Origin of the sequence: Psychrobacter sp. PL15, assembly GCF_035984995.1 — a bacterium.
Taxonomy (GTDB): Bacteria; Pseudomonadota; Gammaproteobacteria; order Pseudomonadales; family Moraxellaceae; genus Psychrobacter.
This window is the reverse complement of the sequence record NZ_JAXCIB010000009.1, coordinates 114443-140924: the sequence shown is the minus strand read 5'-3', so window position 1 is coordinate 140924 and position 26482 is coordinate 114443. Positions and strand designations below refer to the sequence as shown.

Genomic DNA, 26482 nt, shown 5'->3' with positions numbered 1-26482 from the left:
GTAACACTCAAAACTGTCGGTGCGACAGGGTTAGCTTAGTGAATTTGCCTAACCTCTGATACAGAATATCGTATCAAGTATGGGTATTACCTAAGAAACCGCTACCTCTATAGGTGGTCGGTAGTTCATAGTCGCTAATTCAAGGCTTCTAATTCAATCTTTTAACTGTCTAGAACAGTTAAGCTGCTCTAGGTTATATGCTGTTCTAGCAACCTATACTCTTCTAACCAATTTATATGGTTTTACCAATCAGAAATTCACTAATTTATAAGGAGTTTACATTGTCGAATGATTTAACGGCGATTACAGAGTACTTTCTTGAGCTTGATGCCTTAAAACTGGTTAACCGCCGCACCTATATCGATGGTGGCGCTCGTCTTGAAAACTCTGCTGAACATTCATGGCATTTGGCTATGGCTTGCTGGTCAATTTCAAGAAGTTTTAATCTTGACATATCTGAAGAAAAATTACTGAAGCTAGCGTTAATCCATGATTTAGGTGAAATAGACGCTGGCGATACCTTTCTTTATGCTAGCGACAGAAGTACCGCGCATACCGCTGAGCGAGAAGGTGTAAAGCGTTTAAAAACCTATCCAGGTAATGGGGTTACTGAGCTTTCTGAACTGTGGGAAGAGCAAGAAACAGGCGATAGCTTAGAGACTAAATTACTAAAGGCAGTAGATAGAATGTTGCCTTTTTTACATAATATTTCTAGCGAAGGTAAAACCTGGCGAGAGCTTGGCATAAAGAAATCTCAAGTATTAGCAGCACATGCATTCATTGCCCATGATTTCCCTGAAATCCACTCATGGATGCTTGATAATATTCAGGTAGCAGTGCAAGAGGGTTGGCTGCAAGACTCTTGATTACGATAATAATTGTATTACAGACTGTAAGCGTTGGCTTAAGTTTTTTTTTGATAGTTGATTGGTTGTACATCAAATAGCGATAACAGAATAGCGTATAGTTTAAGGTTTACTATTGATACGTTTTTATACGGTGACATTATGATGTCTTTAGAGCTTAAAGTTCCACCGCCATTGCAAGCCTTAATTATAGGTGCTGTAATGTACGGGGTATCTAGAATGTTTCCCGCATTGCAGTTTTCGCTGGTTGGGTCGGCTTGGCTGGGCGCTATTCTAACGATTATAGGGTTGGGTATTAGCATCATGGGGGTTACTGAATTTAAAAAAGCACAAACCACTATTAATCCGCATGTGCCGCACAATTCTACCAGTCTAGTAACCAATGGCATTTATCGATATACGCGCAATCCTATGTATCTAGGGTTGGTGCTTGTTTTATCAGGTTGGGGGCTATATTTGTCTAACTTATTAGCGTTTGCTCTCATTCCCATTTTTATCATTTATATAAGCCACTTTCAAATTCAACCAGAAGAAAGGATTATGGCGAAGAAGTTTGGCAATAAGTATCAAGTCTATCTAGCGAAAGTGCGCCGGTGGCTATAGTCGCTAATAAATACTTTATGTTAGATGATTGTGTTTAAAGGTTAAAAACGACAAGCTATCAAAGGTAGGAAAATAAAATGCAACTCGAAATCAACGTTATTGATGCCTTTACGGATACCCTGTTTAAAGGAAACTCAGCGGCAGTTATTATCACAGATAGCTGGTTAAGTGATGATTTGATGCAGTCTATTGCGATGGAAAACAATCTATCTGAGACTGCGTTTCTAGTGGTGGATGAGCCAGATACGCTAGATGATAAAGACCAGTCAGATACAGTCGTTACCTATCATATCCGCTGGTTTTCGCCACTGACTGAGATCGATTTTTGTGGTCATGCGACCTTAGCATCAGCTTTTGTCTTATTCAAAAAGAACCCTAGTCTAACCGTAATTAATTTTTTAGTGACTGCTGTTGGGACACTGTCAGTCGTACAAACAGACTCTGGCAAAATTCAAATGAATTTTCCTAATACTAAGCCTAACAAGGTCGATAGTATCCCAGAGAGTTTATTAGCGGGCTTATCTATTGCTCCTGTTGAGGTCTATTGTAATGGCCAGGCGTATTTTGTTATTTACCACTCTGAGTCTGACGTACTGTCGGTAGTTCGTGATAACGACACTTTGAAGCAGCTAAAGCCTTTAGATGTGGTGGTTACTTGTAAGACTGAGTCAGACCAATATAATAAATATGATTTTATCTCTAGGTATTTTTGGCCCGTAAATGGCGGTGACGAAGATCCAGTAACTGGATCAAGTCATACTGGTTTGGCGCCATTGTGGGCAGAGCGGCTGGGTAAAAATGAATTAATTGGTTATCAAGCGTCAAGTCGAGGCGGGGTGGTCGACTGTGTTGTTGCAGGTGATAGAGTGTTTATTGCTGGCAATGCGGTGCACTATCTAACAGGATTTATTACTATTTAGCGTTATAAGTGTCCACTTGGTAATGTTTGGCGCTATGGTTTACTTAAGGAGTAGGTTGTTTTGTCTGAATTGAAGACCGTGGGTCTTTTTATGCTTACCGCGCTAGCGGAAATTGCCGGCTGCTACTTACCATACCTTTGGTTGCGAGAAGGTAAGTCGATTTGGCTTTTGATACCAGGGGCGTTGAGTTTGGTCGCTTTTGTATGGCTGTTGACCCTACATCCAACCGCTGCGGGCAGAGTCTATGCCGCTTATGGCGGTGTTTATATCTTTATGGCGATTATGTGGTTATGGACAGTCAATGGTATTCGGCCAACTATATGGGACATCGTAGGATCTGCGATAGCGCTGTTAGGCATGGCTATTATTATGTTTGCACCACGCAGTGCCTAAATTACTAACTACCAGCGGACGCTTGACAATCAAATCATCGGGTTTGAAAAGCGTGTTTGGGCGCGTGATTTTGTAGTAGAGAGCAAGGGCGAAAAGCCTGCTAGAAGACCAATGAAGGTGCGGTGAGATCCAACATGATTAGACAGGCAATAGCTAGGCAGGCAATGGCCACCCTAGGCAACTGCAGTTAGTTGTCTGTGGATGGCCCGTCCTATTTAGTGTTTTCCGAGAATGCTGCCATCGTCTTTCTTCGATTGTTTAGCCGCTTTTTTCTCTTTTGCTGTTAAAAGCGGTTTCTTTTTTACGTTTTTTTTACTATCTTGACCTTTACTCATGATGCTCTCCTTTTGAGATGACCTTTTTGAAATAGCTTCTAATTTAGATAGCTTCTAAAATTTTGAACTAGGTTTTCAAACCCTTTAAGGTCAGCTTTAACCAACCTAAAGGCTGTGTATTATAAGTAGTGTTTATTACTAGGCTGTTTGTTAACAGGCTACGCCGTCGCTGCTATGGTACTGCTTTGTTGATACGTAGCAAAATCAGTATAGCCTTAAGACCGAGCAATAGCTAGCTGTTGCCAGCTAATAGCCCATCCAAAAAATAAAGATGACGTGGAAGGTAGATGCACGCACTACAACAAGTCGTTTCCGTCAGTCTAACAAGGTTAGCTTGGGCAATTCATTGTTTGAAATTGAGTTAAATAGACGACAGCGTTGATAAGCACTTACTTACGGATAGGATGGCGATTTGCTATAATAAGATATAAGCCGATTACTAGGTTCGGTAAATAATTATTCATGTCCATCGAGTACAATGACACTCACTGTTTTGGTTAATTTACTATTATGCGTATCCGTAAACTTTTTAAATTCGAAAATGCTCATATCGTTCGTAATTGTAGCTCTGAGCGCTGCAAGCATTCCATTCATGGTCATAGCTATCAGATTGAGTTGATTCTTGAGGCTCATAGCTTAGATCATGGACATATGGTTTATGACTTTGGGCTGTTGAAGTCCTCAATCAAAGACATTATTGATAGCTTTGATCACGCGATTTGTTTTTGGAATCAAGACGATCCTGAGTATATCGCTGCTTGCAAAAAGTTCAGTGCCCGCTGGATAAGTTTGCCGGTTTCTCCATCAGCTGAGCAGTTTTCACGGGTAATATTTTTTTGGGCGCAACAAGTATTACAGCAAACCCAGATGCAAAATGGTGAGGCTGATGTGAGTGTGTATTCAGTAATTGCTCACGAAACAGCAACCGGTTATGCACAATGCTTTGCTGATGATGTGGCCAATGATCAGATGGGTAAGCTTGAACTGGATAAGTTTGAATTTAGCGCGCAAGTTTGTGCTGAATGGCATGATCCAGAGCTATATGCCAAACTAATACGCGGTGAGCGTTTTATCAATCCATCGGTGACTATGCAGGTGCAGCCAGATGTCTAATGACGATGAGCGCTCCAAAAGTAATCAACAGTCGATAACGTTAGTGCTGACTTCTGAGGCAGATACCCAGCGCTTAGCCCAGCAGTTAGCCACTTTACCGTTATCAGGTAGCGTATGGCTGTCAGGTGATTTAGGCGTAGGTAAAACCACTTTAACTCGTTATTGGCTGCAGGCGTTAGGCCATATTGGAACGGTCAAAAGTCCAACCTATACTTTAGTTGAGCCTTATTATATTCAGCAGAATGATGGCATGAGTAAGCCGGTCTATCATGCGGACTTATACCGCCTACAAGATCCAGAAGAGCTGTCTTTCATTGGCTTTGATGAGTATCTTGATGAACCGGACGCACTGATCATTATTGAATGGGCCAGTCGTGCTGACAGCTATCTACCACCGCCAACATTGTTTATTGATATGATTCAAGGTGATAGTGCTCAAGATGACAGTGCTCAAAGTGACAATGCTCAAAGTGACGGCATTCAAAGTGGCGGCATTCAAATTGACAGTGCTCAAAGAAATAAGGAATTACGGAAAGTGGAGCTCAGACTGTCACGATTAGGGCAGGCGCAAGGGATTGATTTATCCGCACTGACTCTTTAAAGCCTTATTAATAATGAACGCTTTAACTGTAATACTGATTTCGAGCATAGTCTTCTTGCCAAAATTTTCACCATTAAGTTCTAAGCTTCAAAACTAAGCTTCAAAACTAAGTACCAAAATCCAGTGTCCTAACCTTCAATATGACCTTTATTATGCCAGATAATACTTATTCTGATACCCGTATCAAAAAGCTATCACCACTGCTAATCAATCAATTGGCAGCCGGTGAGGTGGTGACCCGCCCGTCGGCTGTGGTTAAAGAGCTGTTAGAAAATGCTATTGATGCTGGCGCTACTGATATAGAAATACGCATTACCCAAGGTGGCATGGGTATGATTGAAGTCGTGGATAATGGTGATGGTATTCATCCCGATGACATGGTGATGGCGATTACTCGTCATGCGACCAGCAAGGTCGCTGATATCGCTAATTTGCACGGTATTAGTACGCTAGGTTTTCGCGGTGAGGCGCTCGCAGCCACAGCGGCTGTTTCTCGTCTAACACTGACTAGCAGCCATAATGACAGTGGCATTGGCCGTCAGTTGCAAGTCGCTGGCGTGTTGGCAGATACACCCAAGCTAACGCCGGTCGTGCACAACCAAGGTACAACGATTACAGTAAAGGACCTATATTTTAACGTACCGGCGCGGCGCGGTAATCTTAAGTCTATTGGTACTGAGTTTGCTCATATTGAAATCGTTGTCCGTGAGGTAGCTTTAGCGCGTGCGGATGTGACCTTAAGCCTTTATCATGATCAAAAAAAACGTTTAACGTTATCGGCAACTTCAGTTGACAGCGCGGTTGGTAGTACAGCTGGTAGTAATGAGAATCATCTACCTTTGTCGCGTCTTGAGCAAGCATTAGGGCTCGCCTTAGTTGATAATGCGCTAGAAATAACAGTAGATCTATCGAGTCTTTTACACGAGTCAAACATTTCCTCTGACTATCCCAACAAGCGAGCAACTATCAGCGGTTGGTTATGGCCAGTTACTAATGAGCAGAGCAATCAAGCCACCTCTACCTCTCTGCCAAAGCTACTTTACGTGAATGGCCGTTTGGTTAAAGAGATCGCTATTAGCAACCAGCTACGTCAGCTTGCAACCAATGCTCAACTCGCTGGTATCGGCTACGCACTATATTTTGAATTACCCGGACATTGGCTTAATATTAATGTGCATCCCACTAAGCAGCGTATCAAAATCAGTCCTTTAAACAATGTTATGGCGCATTTAAGTCATGTCATCGCTCTTAAACTCAAAAAGATAAACACAAATACCTCGCAAGCGTCAATTCGTGCAGCACCTTTAGATAACCACTCACATGAAGCAGTTTCATTCAAAGATACTCCTTTGAAGGATGCGACTTCACACCAGCAAGTGCGAGCGCCTCAGTCTCAATATCAGCACTCAGATAAGCAACAGCTGTTAAACAAACCATTGCCAGAACCATCATATTTCGATATTAATAGTACTGATAATAGTAGCTTTGACAAAGAAAATAGCCTAAGTAGTAGTACCAATGATAGGCCATCTGCCTTTAGTAACTCACCCTTACCGCACTGCTTAAACGTGATTGATGATGTCTCTCAACGTTATCAAGCGACTTCGGCTGCTACAATTGAAAGTGATGACCAGTCATCATTGCCGTGGTTATTGTTTTATAGTCAAGGACAATGTTTGCTCATCGATCAACAACGTTGGCAAGAAAATTGGCAGTCGGTATTTAAGGCTAAACCGGAGTCCCAGACGTTAGGTGAACAACAGTGCTTGGAGCAAGCGCTTGACAAGAAAAATACTGTGCCAGCTAGCGCTGCGATGATCAATCAGCAAATAAATAGCTGTGCCGAGCGCATGTCTACTCAGCAGTTAATAGCATTTAAAGAAACCATTGAACAAGCACTCAGTACTCATGCCCACTTTATGCTCAATACCGAGCAGCTACTCAAAGCCATGCTATCAAACGCGTCAACATAAAAGGCCAGTATATGCGACTATTATCTGATAGCCCATCTCACACTCTGGCTGATAACAGTGTGGTGTGTTTGATGGCACCAACTGCTAGTGGTAAGACTGCGCTAGCTTATGAGCTGTATGACACAGGACGCTATGAGTTAATATCGGTAGACTCAGCGCTGATATATCGAGATATGAATATCGGCACCGCCAAGCCGAGGAGTGCTGAGCTACAAGGCTACCCGCATCACTTGGTAAATATTATTGATCCCATACAAAGTTATAGTGTGGCGGAGTTTGTCACGGACGTTGCGGGCCTTATTGATAGCTGTCACCAAAACGATAAAATACCCTTATTAATAGGGGGTACTATGATGTATTACATGGCGTTACTTGATGGGTTATCTCCTGTGCCAGACAGCAATGATAGTGTCCGTCAGCAAGTTGAGCAGTGGCGACAGGCTGAAGGTATCAGTACGCTGTACAGTTATCTTGGTAAGGTTGATCCTAGTAGCCATCAGCGCCTAAAGCCGGCAGATACCCAACGCATTACCCGTGCAGTTGAAGTATATCTACAAACGAATATCCCAATAAGCGACTGGCAGCGCAAACCTAAAAAAGCACTAGCGCATAATACTGCTCAGCAGTGGCATGCGTTAACAGTGATGCCCGATCGCGCATGGCTGCATACCCGTATTGAGCAGCGCCTTGATATCATGTGGCAAGAGGGATTGGTCGCCGAGGTTCTTGGTCTGCTTGAGCGTTATCCACTTACGCCAAACTTGCCCGCCATGCGCTGTGTTGGTTATCGCCAAGTATTAGAATATCTGGTACATGTTGACCATCCAGTATTTGAGCAGCCGCATCTAGATAAAGTTCAGTTTTATGACGCCTTTGAGCCGTTTGATGAAACGAATGCTAAGCAAGCTCAGCAAAATAACACGCGCCAACAGACCGGACACTCCATTAAGCCGAACAATCCGCTTGAGGTGCTTGCTTGTCAACAAATGCAAAATAAGGCATTATATGCTACAAGACAGCTGGCAAAACGTCAGTACACATGGCTACGCAAATTGACCCAATTGCCGAGTCTATCGTCAGGGACACCAAGTATATTTTCACCACCTAATACCATAAACAACCCTATGAATAGTGCTGTGGATAATCAAACAATCGTACAGCCATTCACGACGATGGCGCAGGCAAAGAACTATTTATTTTAGTAACAAACCGTTGTAACGACTGTTATATTGTTGATAGCTTGCTTGAGCAAAAGAATATTTGTGCTGAGTAAAGTAAAAATACACTAATTTCAGTGAAATAGGCTTTGAGTATGATAAAGGAGAAATGAATGACAATAAATCTCGAAGTACGAGACATATAACTGCTATAATTTAAAATCGCTAAAATGTTAATTATACTAATTAATTGTTTTTACTATTCGTTAGTATAAATTGATAGTTTTTTATAAAATATGTTATAGAAACAACTGGTTACTTAATTATTTACAATAATAATGTATTGAATATAGAGTAGAATTACTTAAGAAGACTTAGCATTTATTTAGATACGTTTTGTCAATAAAACTTATTATTGTATCTGTTTCTAACCCTTATAGTTAAACCAGCATTAAATTATAATTATACATACTATTTAGGAGAGATTTCATGTCAAAAGGACAAACCCTACAAGATCCGTTCTTGAACTCGCTGCGAAAAGATCGCATTCCTGTGTCTATTTTTTTAGTTAATGGTATTAAGTTACAAGGACAGATTGAGTCATTTGATCAATATGTGGTGCTGCTCAAAAATACAGTCAGTCAGATGGTATATAAACACGCTATTTCAACAGTTGTACCAGCGCGCAATCCCCGCGGTAGTAGCACAACAACGACAGCTGCTGGTAGTAGTACGCCCGCCCAAAGTACAGGTACAGCTGGCTATCAAGGTGGCAGCATGAGTGGTGGTTTTGAGCGCGAGAGCACTACTGGTACTAGCGCCGCTAGTACGGGTGGTTTTGAAGAGCGCGGCTTTGCGTCTAATCGTAGCGGTTTTAATCGTGGTGGCTTTAGTCAGGGCCAAGATCGCGGCTTTGAACGTGGTAGCTTTGGTCAGAGTCCGGGTCAGAACCAAGATCGTGGCTTTGAGCGCGGCGGCTTTGGTCAAGACCGTGGGTTTGATGCGCCAACTGACAATCCTGACTCTGATGACAAACCAAAAGATGAGTCTAACGATGATTAGATAACAATAGATAAAAGTGCGGTTCAATAAGCGCTGCACTCAAGCATACAGTATTAATGCATAACCCATTAAAGACAGACCTGCTATTAATAGTTATAGTGGGTCTTTTTCGTATAAACAGCCCTGTAATCTTCGACTGTAGCTACGTTGTTCTAGATTTTGCACTATATTATTAATATTGATTATAATATAGTAAAATATATCATTGATTCATTAAAAGTATTGAGCTATCCATGAGTAACCGTCCACATAATTTGACCCATGAACAATTTATTAGTACTGCTATCGACGCCATCAATACTGAAAAGGCAGCGTTGGCACTACTGACCGAACAAATAGATGATCGGTTTGCTCAGGCTTGCGATATCATTTTAGATTGTAAAGGCCGAGTGGTAGTGACTGGAATGGGGAAGTCTGGCCTGATTGGACGTAAGATAGCGGCGACTTTTGCTTCTACGGGTACGCCTGCTTTCTTTATGCATCCTGGTGAGGCAGGGCATGGCGATTTGGGCATGTTGGTACCAGGAGATGTGCTGCTTGCTATCTCCAATTCTGGTGAATCTAACGAAATTAAAATGCTGTTACCAGTGGTCAAGCGCTTGGGTATTCCGTTAATCAGTATTAGCCGTGATCAGCGCGGTATGCTACCACGGGCAGCTGACATTGTGCTGACCTTGGGTAAATCACAAGAAGCTTGTCCGCTTAATCTAGCGCCTACTTCGAGTACTACTGCCACCTTAGCGTTGGGAGACGCATTAGCGGTCGCTCTGGTACATGCACGCAACTTTACCTCAGAGGATTTTGCGTTGTCTCATCCTGCAGGCGCGCTCGGGCGTCAGTTATTGACGCGGGTTGAGGACTTAATGCACACCACAACAGAGAATCTGCCAGTGGTTAACCAGCAATCGCCATTATGTAAAGCGCTATTTACTATGACTGACGGCCGCTTAGGGATGACGGTTGTGACCGATGACCAAGAAAAGGTGGTTGGGGTCTTTACTGATGGTGACCTGCGCCGAGGTTTAGAAAAAGGCATTGATCTTAATACCCCGATGCGTGAGCTAATGATTACTAATCCACGTCAAGTCAGTAAAACTATGCGCGCCTCAGATGCGCTAAGTGTCATGAACGAAAATTCTATCAGTCAATTATTGGTTATTGATGAGCAAGGCAGTTTGGAAGCCATTATTACCGTACATGATCTACTAAAAGCGGGCGTAAAATAAATAAGCTGCTCTATTATGAATTTAGTATCAAGCCTAACTATAAATACTCAGTACTTGATAATACCTATTAACCCATAAGCACTTATTAACTTATAAAAAATAACGCTCAAAAAATAGCCTTTAATAAGAGACGGATTATGCAAGACCTAATAAAAAAAGCTGGTCAAGTAAAGTTACTAGTAATGGATGTCGATGGTGTTTTATCCAATGGTCAGATTATTTATGACGCTAATGGGACTGAAACCAAAGCATTCTCAGTACAAGATGGTGTAGGGGTTAAGTCTTTAGCACGTTATGGTATTTTAACCGCCATCATTACCGGTCGTAGCAGTCCTATGGTCAATAAACGCGCTACTGAGATGGGGGTCGACTATGTGATACAAGGTCGTGATGATAAGCTGATCGCTTTAAACGAATTGCTTTCAACCCTTGATATTGATATTACTGATTGCGCCTACATGGGTGATGATTTGCCTGATATAAAAGCGATGCAAAGCGTTGGTTTCGCCGCTACTGTATCGAATGCGCATTCGGAGGTGATTAATCGCAGCGACATGGTTACTACTCGGGCAGGGGGTACTGGTGCGGTACGTGAAGTCTGTGATTTAATCTTAAAAGGTCATGGCCATTATCAAGACTTCATCGCGCACTATACTCTTGATAGCACGCAGACTCAGACTAACATACAGGATAACTTGTCGTGAATACCCGCGTATTAATCGTTCTGGCTTTAATCATTGCCGGTATTGCTGGCTGGTTTTTTCAGCAACAAGGCGAGATAACACCGCCAGTGAATATAGAAGCAACCGATGTTGATTATGAAGCCACAGATATTAAGGCGGTACAGACCAATGAGCAAGGTGAAACTGAGTATGAACTCAATGCGGAATCATTAACTCATAACCCAGTAACCAATCAGGATGAAATGTCAGGTATCACCATGAACTGGGAGCCTTCAGCTGAGCAGCGCTACCAGATTGAGGCAGGCAGTGCCACCATTAATCAGCAAACGGGTGAGTTACGTCTAGCGGGTGGTTTTACTTTAGCCAGTGAAGACCAAGCAGGGGCGACGAATATTGAGCCTATTAAGGTGATTGGTCAAACGCTTAAAGGCAATACCAAATCACGGCAGGTTTATAGTGATGAGCCGGTCAAAGTTGAACAAGGTATGAACCGTTTTGAGGCATCCAGTATGAAAGCCAATCTTGAAACCGGCGAATATGAATTTGGTCAGGTAGCGGTGAACTTTACCCCTGCTAAACGCCAAGATAAAGCGCTGTTTTAAGAATAAAAATCGCCTATAACCTATCTTAAGATGATTTATAATAAAGGATAAAAACCCTTAAAATACTATTTATGGCCACCATATCTTTAAAGCCATTATTTTTTAAAGCCATTATTTTTTAAAGCCACTATATATGGTCGCCATTGTTTACTAATTATCAAAAGAGTAATCGTTTATGAAATTTAACTTTTCGCCGGCTTTACGTTTGTTATCGACTTACTCTATTCAAGTACCGCATGGTGTACGTAGACTACCGATGGTAATGCTATTAGCGCTACCACTGTATAGCCACGCATTGCCATCAGATGCCAACCAGTCTATTAAACTATTGGCAGACAAAGCTACTTATAGTGAAAGCACAGGGATTACCAGCTACTCTGGCAATGTTATTATCACCCAAGGCACGTTCAAGATGACTGCTGACAATATCACGGTAAATTTGTCGCAGCAGCGCAGCATTAATTCGGCAGTAGCGACTGGACGACCCGCGACTATGCAACAGGTTGTAACCCAAGAAAAAGGCTTAGCAAAAGGGCAAGCCAATAAAATTGACTACAATGCAGTGAACGGTATTGTCACCTTAACTGGTAATGCCAAGCTGGTACAAAATGGTGCGAGCTTTGCAGGTAATGTCATTCGCTATAGCTTAAAAGCGGGCGATGTGGAAGCGACTGCTGGCGGCAATCAGCGAGTAGAGCTGGTATTCCCACCCAATAATAACGCCAATCAGAGCAGCATACGTTAAGCCCTACACATAAAATCATGAGTACGCGTTAGCGCTTAAATTTTGCAATAGCATGAGTAAGTTATGAGTGATGATAAAAGTATTGACCCTTTAGTATCAACCAGTAATGCAGCACCTGTCGCACGTTTAACCATGCAAAATTTAGGTAAGCGCTATGGCAAACGTTGGGTAGTGAAGGATGTGTCGTTCTCTGTTGAGCAAGGCCAAGTTGTGGGCTTATTAGGCCCCAACGGCGCGGGCAAGACCACTAGTTTTTATATGGTGGTTGGTCTAGTTAACATGGACAAAGGCCGCGTCACACTAGGTAAAATGGACCTATCCAAATATGCCATGCATGAGCGTGCACGCGCGGGGATCGGCTATTTGCCACAAGAAGCCTCTGTTTTTCGCAAATTATCTATCGAAGATAATATCTTGGCTATCTTGCAAACGCGTACAGAATTGAGTGCCGCCGAGCAGCGTCAAGAGCTTGAAAAGTTAATAGGCGAGTTCAATTTAGGCCACGTGCGTCAATCTTTAGGCATGAGTGTTTCAGGTGGTGAGCGTCGTCGTTGCGAAATTGCGCGCGCCTTGGCTGCTGACCCTAAGTTTATTTTGTTAGATGAGCCCTTTGCTGGGGTTGATCCTATCTCGGTTGGTGACATTAAAGAGGTAATCTTAACTCTAAAAAATCGTGGTATTGGGGTGTTAATCACTGACCATAATGTTCGTGATACATTAGCTATTTGCGAAAAGGCCTATATCGTTTCAGAAGGGGCTATTATTGCTGAGGGCACACCAGAAGACATTTTAGACAATGATTTAGTCAAATCTGTTTATTTAGGTAAAGACTTCCAAGTATAAAGCCGTCGGTCGCTATCAGTCTGATATGTGCTGGAATTAACTTTATGTATCGAAACGGACATTGCTCATCGCATCTTAATATTTATTATCATCTCTCTTAGCTATCACTATCGATCTTAAATATTGATAGCTGCCTCTGCTAGCAATCGCTAATATTCTATAAGCCAATGCTTTGTCATAAGCGACTACCGCTTACTCGTAACCTAAACAGTGACTTGAATAAGCGTAACGATATCCCATTATCCATCATTAATTGATACCCCGAATAAGGCTCATATACTATGTCAAAAAATAAAACTAGCTATGTTTGCCAGCATTGTGGTGCTCATTTTGGTAAGTGGGCGGGACAGTGTTCTGATTGTGGCGAATGGAACAGTTTAATTGAAGCGCCCAATGTCAGTATGCCGCACCATAATAAAACTACGGCTAAACCCGCTGTTCGCGCTGCTCCTCGTAGTACGGGCAACGGCAGCGTAGCACCTGCTGGGAACTATTCTGGCACACATAGTGCGGTCATGCCCCTTAATGCGGTGAGTGTGTCTTTAGATGCGCGTATGTCGACAGGGATTGGTGAGTTTGATCGCGTGCTGGGCGGTGGCCTGGTTGCCGGTTCAGTGGTGCTGATAGGTGGTGATCCAGGTATTGGTAAATCAACCATACTGCTCCAAACGGCTACTAATATGGCGCGTGCTGATTCATTGGCAGGTAGTGCGCTTTATGTCACTGGTGAAGAGTCACTCGCGCAAGTAGCGATGCGTGCTAGGCGGTTAGAGTTACCCGCAGATCGATTGCGGGTCTTGGCCGAAACCAATGTAGAAACCATTTGTGCGGCATTAACTCAAGAGCAGCCGGCCATTGCTATTATTGACTCCATTCAGACCATTTATACCGATGCGATTAATTCTGCACCAGGTGGTGTCAGTCAAATTCGTGAGTCTGCCTCGATTCTGACCCGCTACGCTAAGCAAACTGGTACCTCACTGTTTCTGGTGGGTCATGTCACCAAAGAAGGCACGCTGGCAGGCCCACGGGTGCTCGAACATATGGTGGATACTGTATTATACTTTGAAGGGCAGTCTGACTCACGCTTTCGTATGATTCGCGCGGTCAAAAATCGCTTTGGTGCGGTTAATGAATTGGGTATTTTTGGTATGACTGATATGGGACTCAAGGAAGTGGCCAATCCATCTGCCATCTTTTTAAGTCGTTATGACAAGCCAGTCGCCGGTTCAGTAGTGATGGTCAGCCGCGAAGGTACACGCCCCTTGTTAGTCGAGGTACAGGCGCTAGTTGATGACTCACAAGGACAGCCAAGGCGTATGGCACTTGGGTTAGATTTTCAGCGTTTGTCGATGCTGCTTGCGGTTATGCATCGTCATGGCGGTATTCATACCAGCGGGCAAGACGTCTATGTCAACGTCGTTGGCGGGGTGAAGGTGATGGAAACTGGCTCTGATCTGGCTGTACTACTGGCTTGTGCCTCTAGTATTAAAGAAAAAGCATTACCGTCCTCATTAGCCGTCTTCGGTGAAGTGGGTTTATCCGGTGAAATTCGTCCTGTTCCCAACGGACAGGAGCGCTTAAAAGAAGCAATGAAGCATGGCTTTACCCATGCTATCGTTCCTAAGCCTAATGCACCTGCCGCTAATGCTGCTCAATTTAAGGGTATTACTGTAATAGCGGTAGAGCGGCTTGATGACGCTATTGAACGCGCATTTGAGCTATAGCGATAGCCTGATTATTATAAAGAGATTCAATTTAAAAAAGACACAGTGCTATACACGACTCTCTTTTATTGTAAACTGACTATAAAGCGCTACTGTTTGTCATCTATAATCAAACCATCGATAATCAAACTATCGATAATCCAGTGAACGACAATTAAATGATCTATACTTAAAAAATTCAAAATAAAATAGATAAAAAAAGCGCCTAACTTCTTACAAGTTAGACGCTTTTTTTATTGTTTAGATCTATATAGCTAAGGGGCTCTTTAAATCTACGGCCCTGAAACGCGTTCAATTGAGACGTTACCAACGCCTTTGGCAGTCATACCTAACTGCTTAGCAGCGCCATAAGATAGATCTAATACACGGTTACCTGAGAATGGGCCACGATCATTGACTTTTACCACCACACTTTTACCATTAGTCTTGTTAGTCACTTTGACATAGCAGTTCAAAGGTAGCGAACGATGAGCAGCGGTTAAACCATTCATATCGAAGATATCACCACTAGCTGTCTTGCGACCATGAAACTTACGACCATACCAAGAGGCTAGACCCGCTTGCTTAAATTTACTGACGGAGTTAGATGCTACCGCGGTTAGACGCTCTAATACGTCATCATCATTGGATAATTGGGTAGTATCTTTGGCCAGTAATGAACTGTTAATCGCCAATGATGCTGGCTGGCGGGCTGATTTAACTAAGCTTGATGCACCATCGTGCTGACGAGTAAGCTCACTTAGTACACGGTCGATATGAGAGGCGTTATCTTGAGACAAGGTCGCAAGAGTGTTTTTTGCTTCTACGGCATTGGCATTGGAGGCTATTGTAGAGCCAGCAAACAAAAACACTGACATTGTAAGTAGACCAGATAAACGCTTATTCATAAATACCTCTATAACATATACATTAGGAGCCAATCTAAAAATATTAGATGGCGCGTGGTAGCGTTAGACCAACCTAACACGACCGCATGCTCTAAAGCCTCTGAACCAATCTATAATAATTTATAACTATAATGGTTTATAAGAATTGGTACTGAATACTGGCTTTTATAGCTTCTAAAATATGGTAAGTTTTTCGTTTCATCATTATAGTCTTGCAGACGGTAACAAATATCTGCAGACACTTATGATAGGCTCGAGTGTGGGTTAGCAACATCAACAAAATACGTACTATCGGCACTAGAAGAGTTTGATAAGTTTAATGCTGATACTACGCTATATTTGTCTAGTATATGAGCTTTTTTATAACGCTAAATTAATAAAAGGTTTAAGAGGTTTTGCCTGTTGCTTTGTTGGTAAACCGTTAATTAAGTAGTGTATTTGAAAGCTCAGGTTTTATAATCTGCCAACTATACTGATAAGCTGCAACTCGAATATAATTAAATGCTAACTTTGTTAGTAGCTGTGTACAGATTATGTATCGAAGTACAGTGAAACGAGAGTAACGCAAATTTTTGTAAAAAACAAGTATTAAAACTCATAAGAATTCATTAACAATAGCTGTGCTATTAAGGAGACAAAGGCATAACTATTTTTTATATTAACCTAATAAAAACAATAGCTTGCAAGACAGATAACACGAAATAGAACATGGTTATCTAAAAGGATTATTCAGAGAAAAGTACAAATAAAAGATTATTATTTAATATTACATTGGCTTAAATAACTCTATTTACCACGTTATAATCAATACTTGTCCGTTTTCTATGTTTTCATCTTAAGGGCACTATTAGCTTAGTTTTATTTTTTCAAGGCTTTTATTTAGTGCTCTCAAACTGTTGTTTTAAGACCCCAAAATCCACCCTAAAGATGCCTTAAAGATATTCTAAAGCTATTTTAAGCCTTAAAATGACTGGCTGTTTTTCGTTATCACTCACTATTTATTATTCAATTCAGGCATTATTTGTTGATATGGAAGCAGCCAGTTAGCTCGATGTATGGGTGTTAATTGACATCAGTAATCCAAACCCGGCCATCAAAGTTACAATTGCGGTGCCCCCATAACTGATAAAGGGCAGAGGAACACCAACGACTGGCAAAATACCACCGACCATGCCAACATTAACAAACACATAAACAAAAAATGACATGGCAATAGCGCCTGCTAACAATCGGCTATAAGTATCAGGGTGGGTAAAGGCAATATATAATGCGCGCGTCAGTAGACAAGCATAAATAAACATTAGCAGTATCACGCCTAATAGACCGAACTCTTCAGAAAAAGCGGCAATAATAAAGTCGGTATGGCCTTCTGGCAAAAAGTGTAGGTGCGACTGTGTGCCTTCTAAATAACCTTTTCCGGTAAGACCACCTGAACCGATCGCGGTTTTGGACTGAATAATATTCCAGCCAGCGCCTTGAACATCAGCTTCAGGATTGAACAAGGTTAATACCCGCGTGCGCTGGTAATCATGTAATAAAAAGTGCCAAACAAAGGTTACTAAGGGTACCGATAGCGCTAGCGCGCCTGAGATCATCCACCATGACAGCCCTGCCAAAAACAACACGAATAAACCACTGGCGGCTACTAACAGCGAGGTGCCAAGATCAGGCTCTCTAGCGATTAATAATACTGGAATGGCAATAAGGCCCAGCGTTATCGCAACACTAGATAATGACGGTGGCAGATCGCGCTTGGATAAAAACCAGGCACACATCATTGGCATACCAAGTTTCATAAATTCTGAGGGCTGCACACTGCCAAAACCTGGCAAATTAATCCAGCGTTGCGCACCCATCCGCACCTCGCCAATGATGTCAACCAGCACTAGCAGCACCAAGCCTAAGACATAAAATACAGGCGTAAAAGCGCGGTAAATACTGGGCGGCACTTGCGCCATGGCAAACATCACCCCAAACGCCACGCCATAACTAACAATCTGGCGGATGACCATGCTGTTGTCTTGGCTCGAGGCACTATACAAGATTGTTAAACCAATGCAGCAAACGGTTAGTAAAAGTAGTGTCAACCAGGGATCAACATGAATACGCTGCCATAGCGTTTGTTCATGACGTTGACCAAGGTGATGGCTTTGGCGCGAAAAGCGATACTGCGGGCTAGAAGACATAGGCAGAATAGGATTAAAAATTAGCGTTAGCAAAAGTTATATTAATTAAAAAATTAGCGATCAGCCAGTGGCTTTAAGGCGGTAATGCCAAGTCGTTGATTTCAATAAATGGTAATGAATAAAGTAACGTGATGGTAAGAAAGTAACGTAACTATAAAAATTATAAGGATAAGTGTTACTAATAAACGCGTTGTGGTTCATTAGAGTCAATAGTTTAGCCTGCTTACGCAAAATTTGATAGTATCGATAAAATGTTTTTAGTAGTAGTTGCCCGCAATGACAAATATAAAAAATCATGCCCATAGCCGTATCTATAATTCTGCTCACAACACTGCTAATAATCAGCTGACATCAGCATGGGTACCACCTTTAAAAACTTTTTTCTCTACTATTGCTAAGCCCGTGATTGCCTTGCTTGTCTGTACTGGCAGTATCAGCGTACAGGCGGCTATTATAAGTGATAATAGCGAGCGCCGCATTGAAGTACGCTATGGCAGTAATAGTAATAGTAATAGTAATAGCGGCAGCAGTAACGCTTATATCGCGCCTGCTACTGGTGCAGTAAATGATAGCGCCAGCGGCGTTACTATTTTGAGTAGCAATAGGCTAAGCGGCGATAGCTTGCAAGGGCTTATCCAACAAAAACAGCGCGAGTTTGAGTATGATGCCAAGCTATCCATAGAAGAAAGCCAGCGCGTTAATATAAATAGGCGTACGTCGACTTACAACACTACCTATAGCACTAACAATAATAGCTATAATAATCCTGTTGCTGTGGATTTTAACAGTTGGCTCAATAGCGACCGTTACCGTGCCCAGCAAGTAAATAACTATCAAGGCTACCTCAGCTCACAAGTTGGCGCTCAAAACGTCCCACCACTCTCTCAGCTATTGACGACTGCCCGTAGCTGGGATAAATGCGGCTACGAGCCGTATCAGCTACCGCCGCAAGAGCTGTGGTCAAATATTGTACCTACGTTACGGCTGTATAGTGCGCTAAAAATCCAAGGAATTTTACCCGCAAGCAGTGAAATTCGTTCGGTATATCGTAGTCCGGGTCTCAATGGTTGTGCGGGTGGCGCTGATGGTAGTAAGCACATGACCGCAGGAGCGATAGATATTTGGGTGCCTGAATACGAGAATAATTTATGGCGACTCAATAATATGCAGGATAGTTTGTGTCAGTTCTGGCAGTATCAAGGCGAGTCTTATAACTTTGGGCTTGGACTCTATTCGACGGGTGCCATTCATCTAGATAGCCAAGGTTATCGTAAATGGGGTTTTAATCATGCCAGTAGCAGCTCTGCATGTCGCTATTAGACCGATAAATCTCAACTTATAAAGACATATTGATAAAGACAAGCCCAGCTATCGAATAGAACTTACTCAAAAATAGATAACATACCGCTTACAAAGACTCAATTTTTGATATAAAGAGTCAATTTGAGACAAGAAAAGGTAAAATAAGGACTAATAAATTTACATTCTGCTAAAAGCAATAACATCCTAGGACGCTATATTTTATAATAATTGTTCTTAATGAGTAATTCTATAAGCATTTTATTTTTTAACGCTGTGTTTTATAATAAAAATAAGATAAACAGGTTTGTCCTGAGTGATATTTATAAAAAATCTATGCTCGGCTATAGTAAGATTTCGTAAGTTAAACGTCATGGAACCAATTATTTTGCCATCAAACCCTTTGTACATAGCCCTGCTCAGCGCGGCTATTCTCACAGTTTTTCTTAGCAACGCCTGTAGTCCAGACACATCTCTCGAAAAAAAAGCTGATATCAAAGCGGCGACTGCCCGTAAGAGTCAACAAGGTATTGAAGACGGTATCAATAACTCTTATGCGCGTTTGGCATCTAAGCACGCTGATATCTGTCCCAAGTTACTACAAAAAGACGTGGACAATAATACTATCAAGCGCAGCGCTGAAGTCATGGTAGACAACTATTGTGATTACTTCTTATATCCGCAAACTGGACAACATATCGCAGTCGCTCTTGATAACCAACAAATCGAAGCCTTATTGATTGTGCCGACTTTGCATGACTTCGCCAATGGTGATTATCAGGTCGCCTCCTATGACAGACACGTCATTCGCTTGGCCTATAATGGCGTGACCTATAAACCGCAACGCTTAGTTTATGATGTGGCCATAACCGTTACTGACTAAGCTACTATATCAACGAATAGCAGTATGTTCTTACAAGCTGTTATCTATACTACTCTTTTTACCATCAACGCTTTATAAGCCTATTTATCAGCGTCTTTCTGCCAAGGATCATCTTGCCCAACCGTCACAATCAAAAAATTATCTGGCTTAAGGGTATCGCGCATGGTCTGGTTAACCCCCGCTAACTGCACTCGATCAATACGGTTGACATAATCGGTCAAGTAACTGTCTGGCAGTTGATAAAAATTCATCATTCCGAGTAAGCTGTTTATCCCCGCATTACTGGCAAAACTCATCGGAAAGCTATTCTTTAGATTATCGGTAGTCAGACGCATCTCAGCGCTGGTGATACCCTGGTCTAAAGTGTCATTGATAACGTCTAGACTGGCGTCAATCGCTGCACGTGCCTTGTCATTGCGAGTAGCAAAGCCAATTTGATAGGGCCCACGCGCTAGCATTGGACTCATAGATCCTGAAATACCATAAGTATAACCAAGATTTTGGCGAATTTCGGTCATTAACCGCGCATTAAAATCGCCACCTGCCAATACGTCATTACCAATCGCAAAGTTAGTCTGTTGCTGCTGTGTTTTAGGGTCAGTGGCGCGTTTATCGCCCAATTGCCCCATCAATACTGTGGTCTGAGAGCTTGGGAAAGGGATATGGATACGCTGTGCTTTGTCGAGAGTTTTAGGTTCGGGTAAAATAGCGGCAGCCTTGCCGATAGGCAGGTTAGCAGTAACCTCTTCAGCAAGCGCTTTAGCTTGAACTAGTGTTAAATTACCAGTCATGGCAAGCGAGGCATTAGCTGCCACTAAATAGTTTTTTTGAAAGTCCGTTAAGTCCTTTCTTACAATACTTGGTACACTTTCGAGCGTACCGGAAGAGGGGTGTGCATAAGGGTGTTTACCATATAATGCTTGGCTAAAAGCAAGGCTGGCAAGGCTGCCGGGGTCCTGTTTTTGTTGCTGTAATCCAACCAATAAACGTGCTTTATTACGCGCGAGGATTTCTGGATCAAAGGTTGGTTTAGTCAGCATTTGAGTCATCAAGTCAACGGCCGGTAGTAGGTGCTTATCGTCAGATAGACTGCGCAGTGAGACGATAAACATATCTTTGTACGCACCACTACTTAGATTAATACCCAAGGTTTCAACCGCGCGGGTAAATTCGTTCTCGTCTAAGCTCTGGGTACCCTGAGTGAGCATAGTGGCGGTCATATTAGCAATACCAAAGCCCTCTGAACGTACATCACCATCACGGGCGCTACCAGCATTGAAGCGTAAATCTATATCGACAATAGGTAATGCTGCCGCGCGTACAAAAGACACTGGAACGCCCGCTGTGGTTTTAAAATGTTCAACATTCGGCACGGTCACTTGTAAAGGTTTGACGTTATCAAGGCTACTCAGTTTCGACAAGGCTGCAATGGGTGCATTGGCGTCGATTGCAGCTGATGAGGCGCGCGCGTCCGTCGCACCAGCAGAATCTGCATAAGCGGGCAGAGTCAACGTTACTAAGCCTATAGCTATACCCATACTCAGATAGGACAGCTGCTTAGATTTAGAAACTGTTGACCGTGTTGAGTTTGGTATGTGGGCTAGAGCTGTTTTCTTTGTCGTGAATTTAGAAGTCTTATGAGTCATATCTTTCTTCTTAGTATAAGTGTTCTTAGAAAAGTGGCATAGTGCAAAAAGTATAGTTAGAGCTAGTTTTGGAATTTATTTCTAGTTATTATCTTCAGACTTGCTTGCTTCAACTTGAGCCTTTTCGTCTTTAGGCGGTATGATATGCATCACTGTCAAATTATCTTTTATCAGATACTTTTTACTAGCCGCTTGAATATCAGCAACTGTTATGCCGTCAAGTTTGGTAGGTAGAGTCGCCAGTAGGCGGTCATCAAGCCCGATAGATTGTAGAGAGCCAATCATGCGTGCTTGTCCTTCCATACTGTCTTGCGCATAAATTAGTCCGGTGACGGTATTGGTCTTCGCGCGACTAATCTCATCAGCTTGAATCGGGTCGGTGCCAAGCTTATCAATTTCAGTCATGATAGCCTGCTGCACCTGCTCCAAGCTCACGCCTTCACGCGGTGTCGCTTGAACCAAAAACAACCCATCACCACGATCTAGTAAGTTATAAGAGGTGCCAACCGTTGTCAACAGTCCTCGCTCACGTATCAATCTGCTCTCTAGGCGCGCTGATAGACCACCATCTAGGACATCTTGGGCAAGCGATAAGGCGTAGGCTTGTTTTTCACCCTCTGCGCCAGCGGTCAGTAAACTGGGTACGTTGTACCCCATCAATAATACAGGCACTTGTACTGCTTGCTCGGAGTTCACTTGCTTATAACCACGAAACCCTTGTTGGCTAACTGCTGGCCGCTTAGGAAGCTTGCTGGTAGGTAGCTTGCCAAAATAACGTTTAACTTGCGTTAATACCTCCTGTGGTTCAACGTCGCCCACAATAACTAAGGTTGCATTATTAGGGGCGTACCAAGTCTTATACCAGTCTTTTAACTCTGCCAGTTTAATTGATTTAAGCTCTGCCATCGGTCCAATAACCGACTCGCCTTTAGGGCTGTCAGGTAAGGCTAGCAAGCGGAAAGATTCATAAGCCTTAGCAAGGGGATTGTCATCGGTACGTTGGCGGCGCTCTTCCATAACCACTTGATGCTCTTTTGCAAAGGCGGCCTCATCAAAGATCAAGTTGGTCATACGGTCCGCTTCTAATTCAAGCGCTAACGGTAGGCGATTGGCCGGAAACAGCTCGTAATAGCCGGTATAGTCATAACTGGTAAAGGCATTATTGACCCCGCCAAACTTGGCAATCAAGCGTTCATAGTCATCGCTTGATACATTGCTTGTACCCTTAAACATCATATGCTCAAGTAAGTGGGAGATACCGCCTTTATCGAGAGGTTCATCTGTCGAGCCCACTCGATACCAGATTTGAGTCATCACCACCGGTGCGCGATGATCTTCTTTAACAATAATTTTTAGGCCATTATCTAGCTGAAATTCATGACGCCCTGACATGTCTATCGCTAAGTCTGATTTATCACTCGAATTGGATATTTCTAACGCTGGCATGACAGCTGTCACATCAGATTGTGTTGTTTGCTTAAGGGTACTGGTTTGACAAGCAGTGAGGGTAGCGACCGATGTTAAAGATAGCGCTAGGGTACAAGCAATGCGCAACGTTATAGATGGTGACATAGTATGTTCTACTTATAAAAATGACGATTGAATGTAGTAACTGTAAAATATAGTGACTTTAAAACATAGTATCTCTAAAAAACAGCAACTTTAAAAATAGCGATAAGCTGTATTATAAAGCATTCTTTATGTCAGAAATTAAAATGGCTGTTGGTTCGAGCGCTTGCAGCGTGCTACAACCTACCGTCAAAAAAGATAAAACAGCGATAATGAGTGGCAAGGTTATTTTAGTAGCGTTCATGTTTTTGATATCTTTCGATTGATATTTGCATCCCAATAAATGTACGGGTTTTGATAAGCGTGACTGCATTGAAGACGACATGATAGGGTCTACTTATAAAAATGACGATTGAACATATTAGTGCTAAAACCTGCAATAACCAAAACCTGCAATCACTAAATTTTGTAATAAAAAGTGTTACAACGACTTATGGGCACCGACTAGGACAGTAGCGGTTGGCTTAAACTCGTGGGTAGTGCTACAACCGGTCGTTAAAAAGACTGATGCTACTATGGTAAACATTAAACTGGCCCGTATCCATTTTTTAGAGTTTACTGTGGAGGTCTGAGTTTTTGGCGTCTGACGGGGCAAATAAGACTGCATAATTGATGGCATAAAAGTTCCTAGTAAAAGACCGGCATAAAGACCGGCAGCTGGCTCACGACTCAATACCAAATAATAGCGTAATGAAGACTAGCAAACTGTAGCGAAGTTTAACCTAGCAAGGGTCATATTTTTGTGTCCAAACCTTAATACAAGCTTTCTGAGAGTATTTGTATCACTTAGCAATCCTCTATTATTGTGTTGAATGAGGGTAGTCTGAATTATGCTAAACTATGACAAAAATCATTTCTCATTTGGAATGCTACAAACAACGACTTTGCAATAAACAGCTTATTGAATAACAAACAGCTTACTGACATTGATAACTTTTAGGGCCCGCTCATGAATAATGCAAACAATAGCAATCGCGTCGTCATCAATCTAGATGGTAACCTTGATGATCTAGATGATGATGATATCACTTTACCTAGTATGCCGACGCAATCTGTGCCCATTATTGATGAGCAAGACTCTCAGTCTGAAACTCAAATATCCGGTGACAATAGCGCCCAGGAAAAGCCACAAGAGGCTAAGACAGTAGACTCACAAGCACTAGGCACAGAACATCTGATCACAGAACCTTCAAGCACCGAATCTCTAAGCCCTGATGCGGCAGAAGATATCGCATTAGGCACACCGATCGTGTCACCAGAAGTCAAAAGTAAGATTGAAAGTACAGCGCCTAGTGACAGTCAGCTAAAGAACCAGCCAGACACTCTGCTAAAAGACGAAACCGCGCCAGCGGTCACACCGTTAATGCCTCTGCAAGAACAGTTAGGCGATAATGGCAGTGCTCAGTCTAAAAGTGGTGACGCTGAACTATCTAAAGTAGAGCCGTCTGAAGTAGAACTAGAAGATGAACCGCAAGGCCGTCAAAAAGGCAGCTGGTTTAACCGCATGAAGTCGGGACTGACCAAATCGCGTAAGAATTTAGCTGAAGGTATGGTTAATATTCTTATCGGTGGTAAAGAGATTGATGACGAGCTATTAGAAGAGGTCGAAGATCAGTTATTGGTTGCCGATATTGGGGTTAGTGCGACCAATCGTATTATCAAAAGCTTGACTGAACAAACCACGCGTGGCGATTTGATTTACGCCCACTCTCTATATAAAGCATTACAAACTGAACTGGTCGACATCCTAACGCCAAAAGTGGCGCCGCTCATTATTGATAGCAGCAAAAAACCATTTGTTATCTTAGTGGTCGGTGTCAATGGTGTGGGCAAGACTACTACTATTGGTAAGCTGGCCAAGCGTTTGCAAGGTGAGGGTAAGTCAGTCATGCTGGCTGCTGGTGATACCTTCCGCGCCGCCGCTACTGAACAGCTACAAATTTGGGGCGAGCGTAATAATATTCCGGTGGTCGCGCAAGGTCACGGTTCCGACAGCGCTTCGGTAATCTTCGATGCGATGCAGTCTGCTAAAGCAAAAAATATTGACGTACTAATAGCAGATACTGCTGGGCGCCTACAAAATAAAACCCACCTGATGACGGAGCTTGAAAAAGTAGTGCGGGTCATGCGTAAATCTGATCCAACTGCACCGCATGAAGGTATGATTATTCTTGATGCCGGCACGGGACAAAATGCTATCAATCAAGTTGAACTGTTTAATAAAGTGGTGCCACTAACGGGTATCACGATCACTAAACTAGATGGTACGGCTAAAGGTGGCGTCGTGTTTAATATCGCGGAAACTACAGATGTTCCTATTCGCTATATTGGGGTGGGCGAGACGATTGATGATTTGCGTGCGTTTAGTCCGAAACAGTTTGTTGCCGCGTTATTTGAGACGGATGAGCAATAAACATCAGTTAGGCTTAGCATAGATAATATACTTATTAGTAGGGTGGATAATATGATTATAACGCACGTTGCAGTGCCCGATATTGCTGCTTATCACCATGATAATGAGCAACTGTCTAAAGCGGCACTATTGCTGGGCAGTCATACTATCGACGGTACGGCAAAGTTAGTTTGGTGTAAATGGTTAGGAGCAGATGAGCATTGGCAAGATAAAATTAAGCTATCCTCTTTGGCGAAGCATTATAATTTTGACATTATGGATACTGAGTTTGTAGAGGCTGAGCAGCTTGTTTCTGGCTGCATCGAGCAGCAGCTACTATTAACCAGTATTGCCCAATTGCAGCAATACCTGCAAGGAACACGCCGTAGCTTTGACTTGCCGATTGATATCACCCTAGGTACTGAGTTTCAACAAAAGGTATGGAGAGCGTTGCAAAGAATACCTTATGGTCAAACCATCAGTTACGCTAAATTAGCTGATAATATTGGCCAGCCCACGGCATTTCGAGCTGTCGCTAACGCTAATGGTAAAAACCCATTTAGCGTGACTATTCCTTGTCATCGGGTGATTGCCAGTGATGGTAAGCTCGGCGGTTATACAGGTGGGTTGGATAAAAAGGAATATCTGCTCGCGCTTGAAGGCATTATAGTCAATGAAAAGTAATATCGACATATAACATACTACTGGCATAAGTTTTTCTTGCTTGCTGTGCCTACGCAGACAGGGGCTACAAAAAGTTTATACCAGTAG

General features: G+C 42.6%; 23 protein-coding genes and 2 pseudogenes. 20 read left to right on the top strand and 5 right to left on the bottom strand.

The annotated features are described in order from the left end of the window. Nucleotides 1-281: 281 nt before the first annotated feature. The 15 genes and pseudogenes from RCH20_RS09505 (at nucleotide 282) to radA (ending at nucleotide 14849) form a co-directional block, all read left to right on the top strand. Nucleotides 282-866, top strand: coding sequence for an HD domain-containing protein (locus tag RCH20_RS09505; RefSeq protein WP_327193415.1), 585 nt, complete (start codon nucleotides 282-284; stop codon nucleotides 864-866). Nucleotides 867-1007: 141 nt separating this feature from the next. Further along, nucleotides 1008-1469 carry a methyltransferase family protein gene (locus RCH20_RS09500; RefSeq protein ID WP_209957114.1) on the top strand — a complete coding sequence of 154 codons (462 nt, stop codon included), beginning with the start codon at nucleotides 1008-1010 and terminating at the stop codon, nucleotides 1467-1469. Nucleotides 1470-1546: 77 nt separating this feature from the next. Beyond that, nucleotides 1547-2389, top strand: coding sequence for a PhzF family phenazine biosynthesis protein (locus RCH20_RS09495; RefSeq protein ID WP_327193414.1), 843 nt, complete (start codon nucleotides 1547-1549; stop codon nucleotides 2387-2389). Between the two features lie 60 nt (nucleotides 2390-2449). Further along, a complete protein-coding gene (locus tag RCH20_RS09490) occupies nucleotides 2450-2782 on the top strand; it encodes a YnfA family protein (RefSeq protein ID WP_209957118.1) in 333 nt (110 codons plus the stop codon). 845 nt (nucleotides 2783-3627) lie between these two features. After that, a complete protein-coding gene (locus RCH20_RS09485; RefSeq protein ID WP_209957120.1) occupies nucleotides 3628-4230 on the top strand; it encodes a 6-pyruvoyl trahydropterin synthase family protein in 603 nt (200 codons plus the stop codon). Then, nucleotides 4223-4654 (top strand): annotated as a pseudogene (gene tsaE, locus RCH20_RS09480) (tRNA (adenosine(37)-N6)-threonylcarbamoyltransferase complex ATPase subunit type 1 TsaE); the annotation flags it as partial. The gene RCH20_RS09485 and the pseudogene tsaE, both read left to right, overlap by 8 nt. Before the next feature lie 329 nt (nucleotides 4655-4983). Next, complete coding sequence (mutL, locus tag RCH20_RS09475; protein WP_327193412.1) at nucleotides 4984-6804, top strand: DNA mismatch repair endonuclease MutL; 1821 nt, start codon at nucleotides 4984-4986, stop codon at nucleotides 6802-6804. An 11-nt stretch (nucleotides 6805-6815) separates the two neighbouring features. Beyond that, nucleotides 6816-8006, top strand: a complete 1191-nt coding sequence (miaA, locus tag RCH20_RS09470; RefSeq protein ID WP_327193411.1) for a tRNA (adenosine(37)-N6)-dimethylallyltransferase MiaA — start codon at nucleotides 6816-6818, stop codon at nucleotides 8004-8006. Nucleotides 8007-8450: 444 nt separating this feature from the next. Further along, nucleotides 8451-9023 carry an RNA chaperone Hfq gene (gene hfq, locus RCH20_RS09465; protein WP_327193410.1) on the top strand — a complete coding sequence of 191 codons (573 nt, stop codon included), beginning with the start codon at nucleotides 8451-8453 and terminating at the stop codon, nucleotides 9021-9023. Between the two features lie 233 nt (nucleotides 9024-9256). Beyond that, nucleotides 9257-10249, top strand: a complete 993-nt coding sequence (locus tag RCH20_RS09460) for a KpsF/GutQ family sugar-phosphate isomerase (RefSeq protein WP_209957132.1) — start codon at nucleotides 9257-9259, stop codon at nucleotides 10247-10249. 137 nt (nucleotides 10250-10386) lie between these two features. Further along, entirely contained in the window at nucleotides 10387-10953 is a 567-nt protein-coding gene (locus RCH20_RS09455; protein ID WP_327193409.1) for a KdsC family phosphatase, read from the top strand. Then, nucleotides 10950-11534, top strand: a complete 585-nt coding sequence (gene lptC, locus RCH20_RS09450; RefSeq protein WP_209957137.1) for an LPS export ABC transporter periplasmic protein LptC — start codon at nucleotides 10950-10952, stop codon at nucleotides 11532-11534. The genes RCH20_RS09455 and lptC overlap by 4 nt, the downstream gene beginning before the upstream one ends. A 175-nt stretch (nucleotides 11535-11709) precedes the next feature. Then, nucleotides 11710-12279, top strand: a complete 570-nt coding sequence (gene lptA / locus RCH20_RS09445; protein WP_209957140.1) for a lipopolysaccharide transport periplasmic protein LptA — start codon at nucleotides 11710-11712, stop codon at nucleotides 12277-12279. 132 nt (nucleotides 12280-12411) lie between these two features. Then, complete coding sequence (gene lptB / locus RCH20_RS09440) at nucleotides 12412-13122, top strand: LPS export ABC transporter ATP-binding protein (RefSeq protein WP_209959086.1); 711 nt, start codon at nucleotides 12412-12414, stop codon at nucleotides 13120-13122. 281 nt (nucleotides 13123-13403) lie between these two features. After that, on the top strand, nucleotides 13404-14849 hold the full coding sequence (gene radA, locus RCH20_RS09435) for a DNA repair protein RadA (RefSeq protein ID WP_209957142.1): 1446 nt from the start codon (nucleotides 13404-13406) through the stop codon (nucleotides 14847-14849). 272 nt (nucleotides 14850-15121) lie between these two features. Here the strand turns inward: radA and RCH20_RS12505 are convergent. Beyond that, a pseudogene (locus RCH20_RS12505) lies at nucleotides 15122-15463 on the bottom strand (septal ring lytic transglycosylase RlpA family protein); the annotation flags it as partial. Between the two features lie 1316 nt (nucleotides 15464-16779). After that, complete coding sequence (gene rodA, locus RCH20_RS09425; RefSeq protein WP_209957147.1) at nucleotides 16780-17922, bottom strand: rod shape-determining protein RodA; 1143 nt, start codon at nucleotides 17920-17922, stop codon at nucleotides 16780-16782. Nucleotides 17923-18198: 276 nt separating this feature from the next. On the opposite strand from rodA, the gene RCH20_RS09420 reads away from it, so the two are divergent. Both RCH20_RS09420 and RCH20_RS09415 read left to right on the top strand, forming a co-directional pair. Continuing rightward, nucleotides 18199-19242 (top strand): D-Ala-D-Ala carboxypeptidase family metallohydrolase, encoded by a 1044-nt coding sequence (locus RCH20_RS09420; protein ID WP_442793125.1) that lies wholly within the window; start codon nucleotides 18199-18201, stop codon nucleotides 19240-19242. A gap of 352 nt (nucleotides 19243-19594) precedes the next feature. Beyond that, the gene (locus tag RCH20_RS09415) at nucleotides 19595-20104 is read left to right on the top strand and encodes a hypothetical protein (protein ID WP_327193408.1); all 510 of its coding nucleotides are present in this window, start codon (nucleotides 19595-19597) and stop codon (nucleotides 20102-20104) included. A gap of 80 nt (nucleotides 20105-20184) precedes the next feature. Here RCH20_RS09415 and RCH20_RS09410 read toward each other — a convergent pair whose 3' ends face one another. Both RCH20_RS09410 and RCH20_RS09405 read right to left on the bottom strand, forming a co-directional pair. Beyond that, entirely contained in the window at nucleotides 20185-21750 is a 1566-nt protein-coding gene (locus tag RCH20_RS09410; RefSeq protein WP_327193407.1) for a M16 family metallopeptidase, read from the bottom strand. A gap of 81 nt (nucleotides 21751-21831) precedes the next feature. Beyond that, nucleotides 21832-23322, bottom strand: coding sequence for a M16 family metallopeptidase (locus tag RCH20_RS09405; RefSeq protein ID WP_327193406.1), 1491 nt, complete (start codon nucleotides 23320-23322; stop codon nucleotides 21832-21834). Nucleotides 23323-23450: 128 nt separating this feature from the next. Between RCH20_RS09405 and RCH20_RS09400 the strand changes: the two genes are divergently transcribed. Next, nucleotides 23451-23585, top strand: coding sequence for a hypothetical protein (locus tag RCH20_RS09400; RefSeq protein ID WP_327193405.1), 135 nt, complete (start codon nucleotides 23451-23453; stop codon nucleotides 23583-23585). Between the two features lie 155 nt (nucleotides 23586-23740). Here RCH20_RS09400 and RCH20_RS09395 read toward each other — a convergent pair whose 3' ends face one another. Then, nucleotides 23741-23938: a hypothetical protein gene (locus RCH20_RS09395; RefSeq protein WP_327193404.1), complete on the bottom strand. Its 198-nt coding sequence runs from the start codon at nucleotides 23936-23938 to the stop codon at nucleotides 23741-23743. 885 nt (nucleotides 23939-24823) lie between these two features. Between RCH20_RS09395 and ftsY the strand changes: the two genes are divergently transcribed. Both ftsY and RCH20_RS09385 read left to right on the top strand, forming a co-directional pair. After that, nucleotides 24824-25732: a signal recognition particle-docking protein FtsY gene (ftsY, locus tag RCH20_RS09390; protein ID WP_327193420.1), complete on the top strand. Its 909-nt coding sequence runs from the start codon at nucleotides 24824-24826 to the stop codon at nucleotides 25730-25732. Nucleotides 25733-25783: 51 nt separating this feature from the next. Then, a complete protein-coding gene (locus tag RCH20_RS09385) occupies nucleotides 25784-26395 on the top strand; it encodes a methylated-DNA--[protein]-cysteine S-methyltransferase (protein WP_327193403.1) in 612 nt (203 codons plus the stop codon). Nucleotides 26396-26482 lie beyond the last annotated feature (87 nt).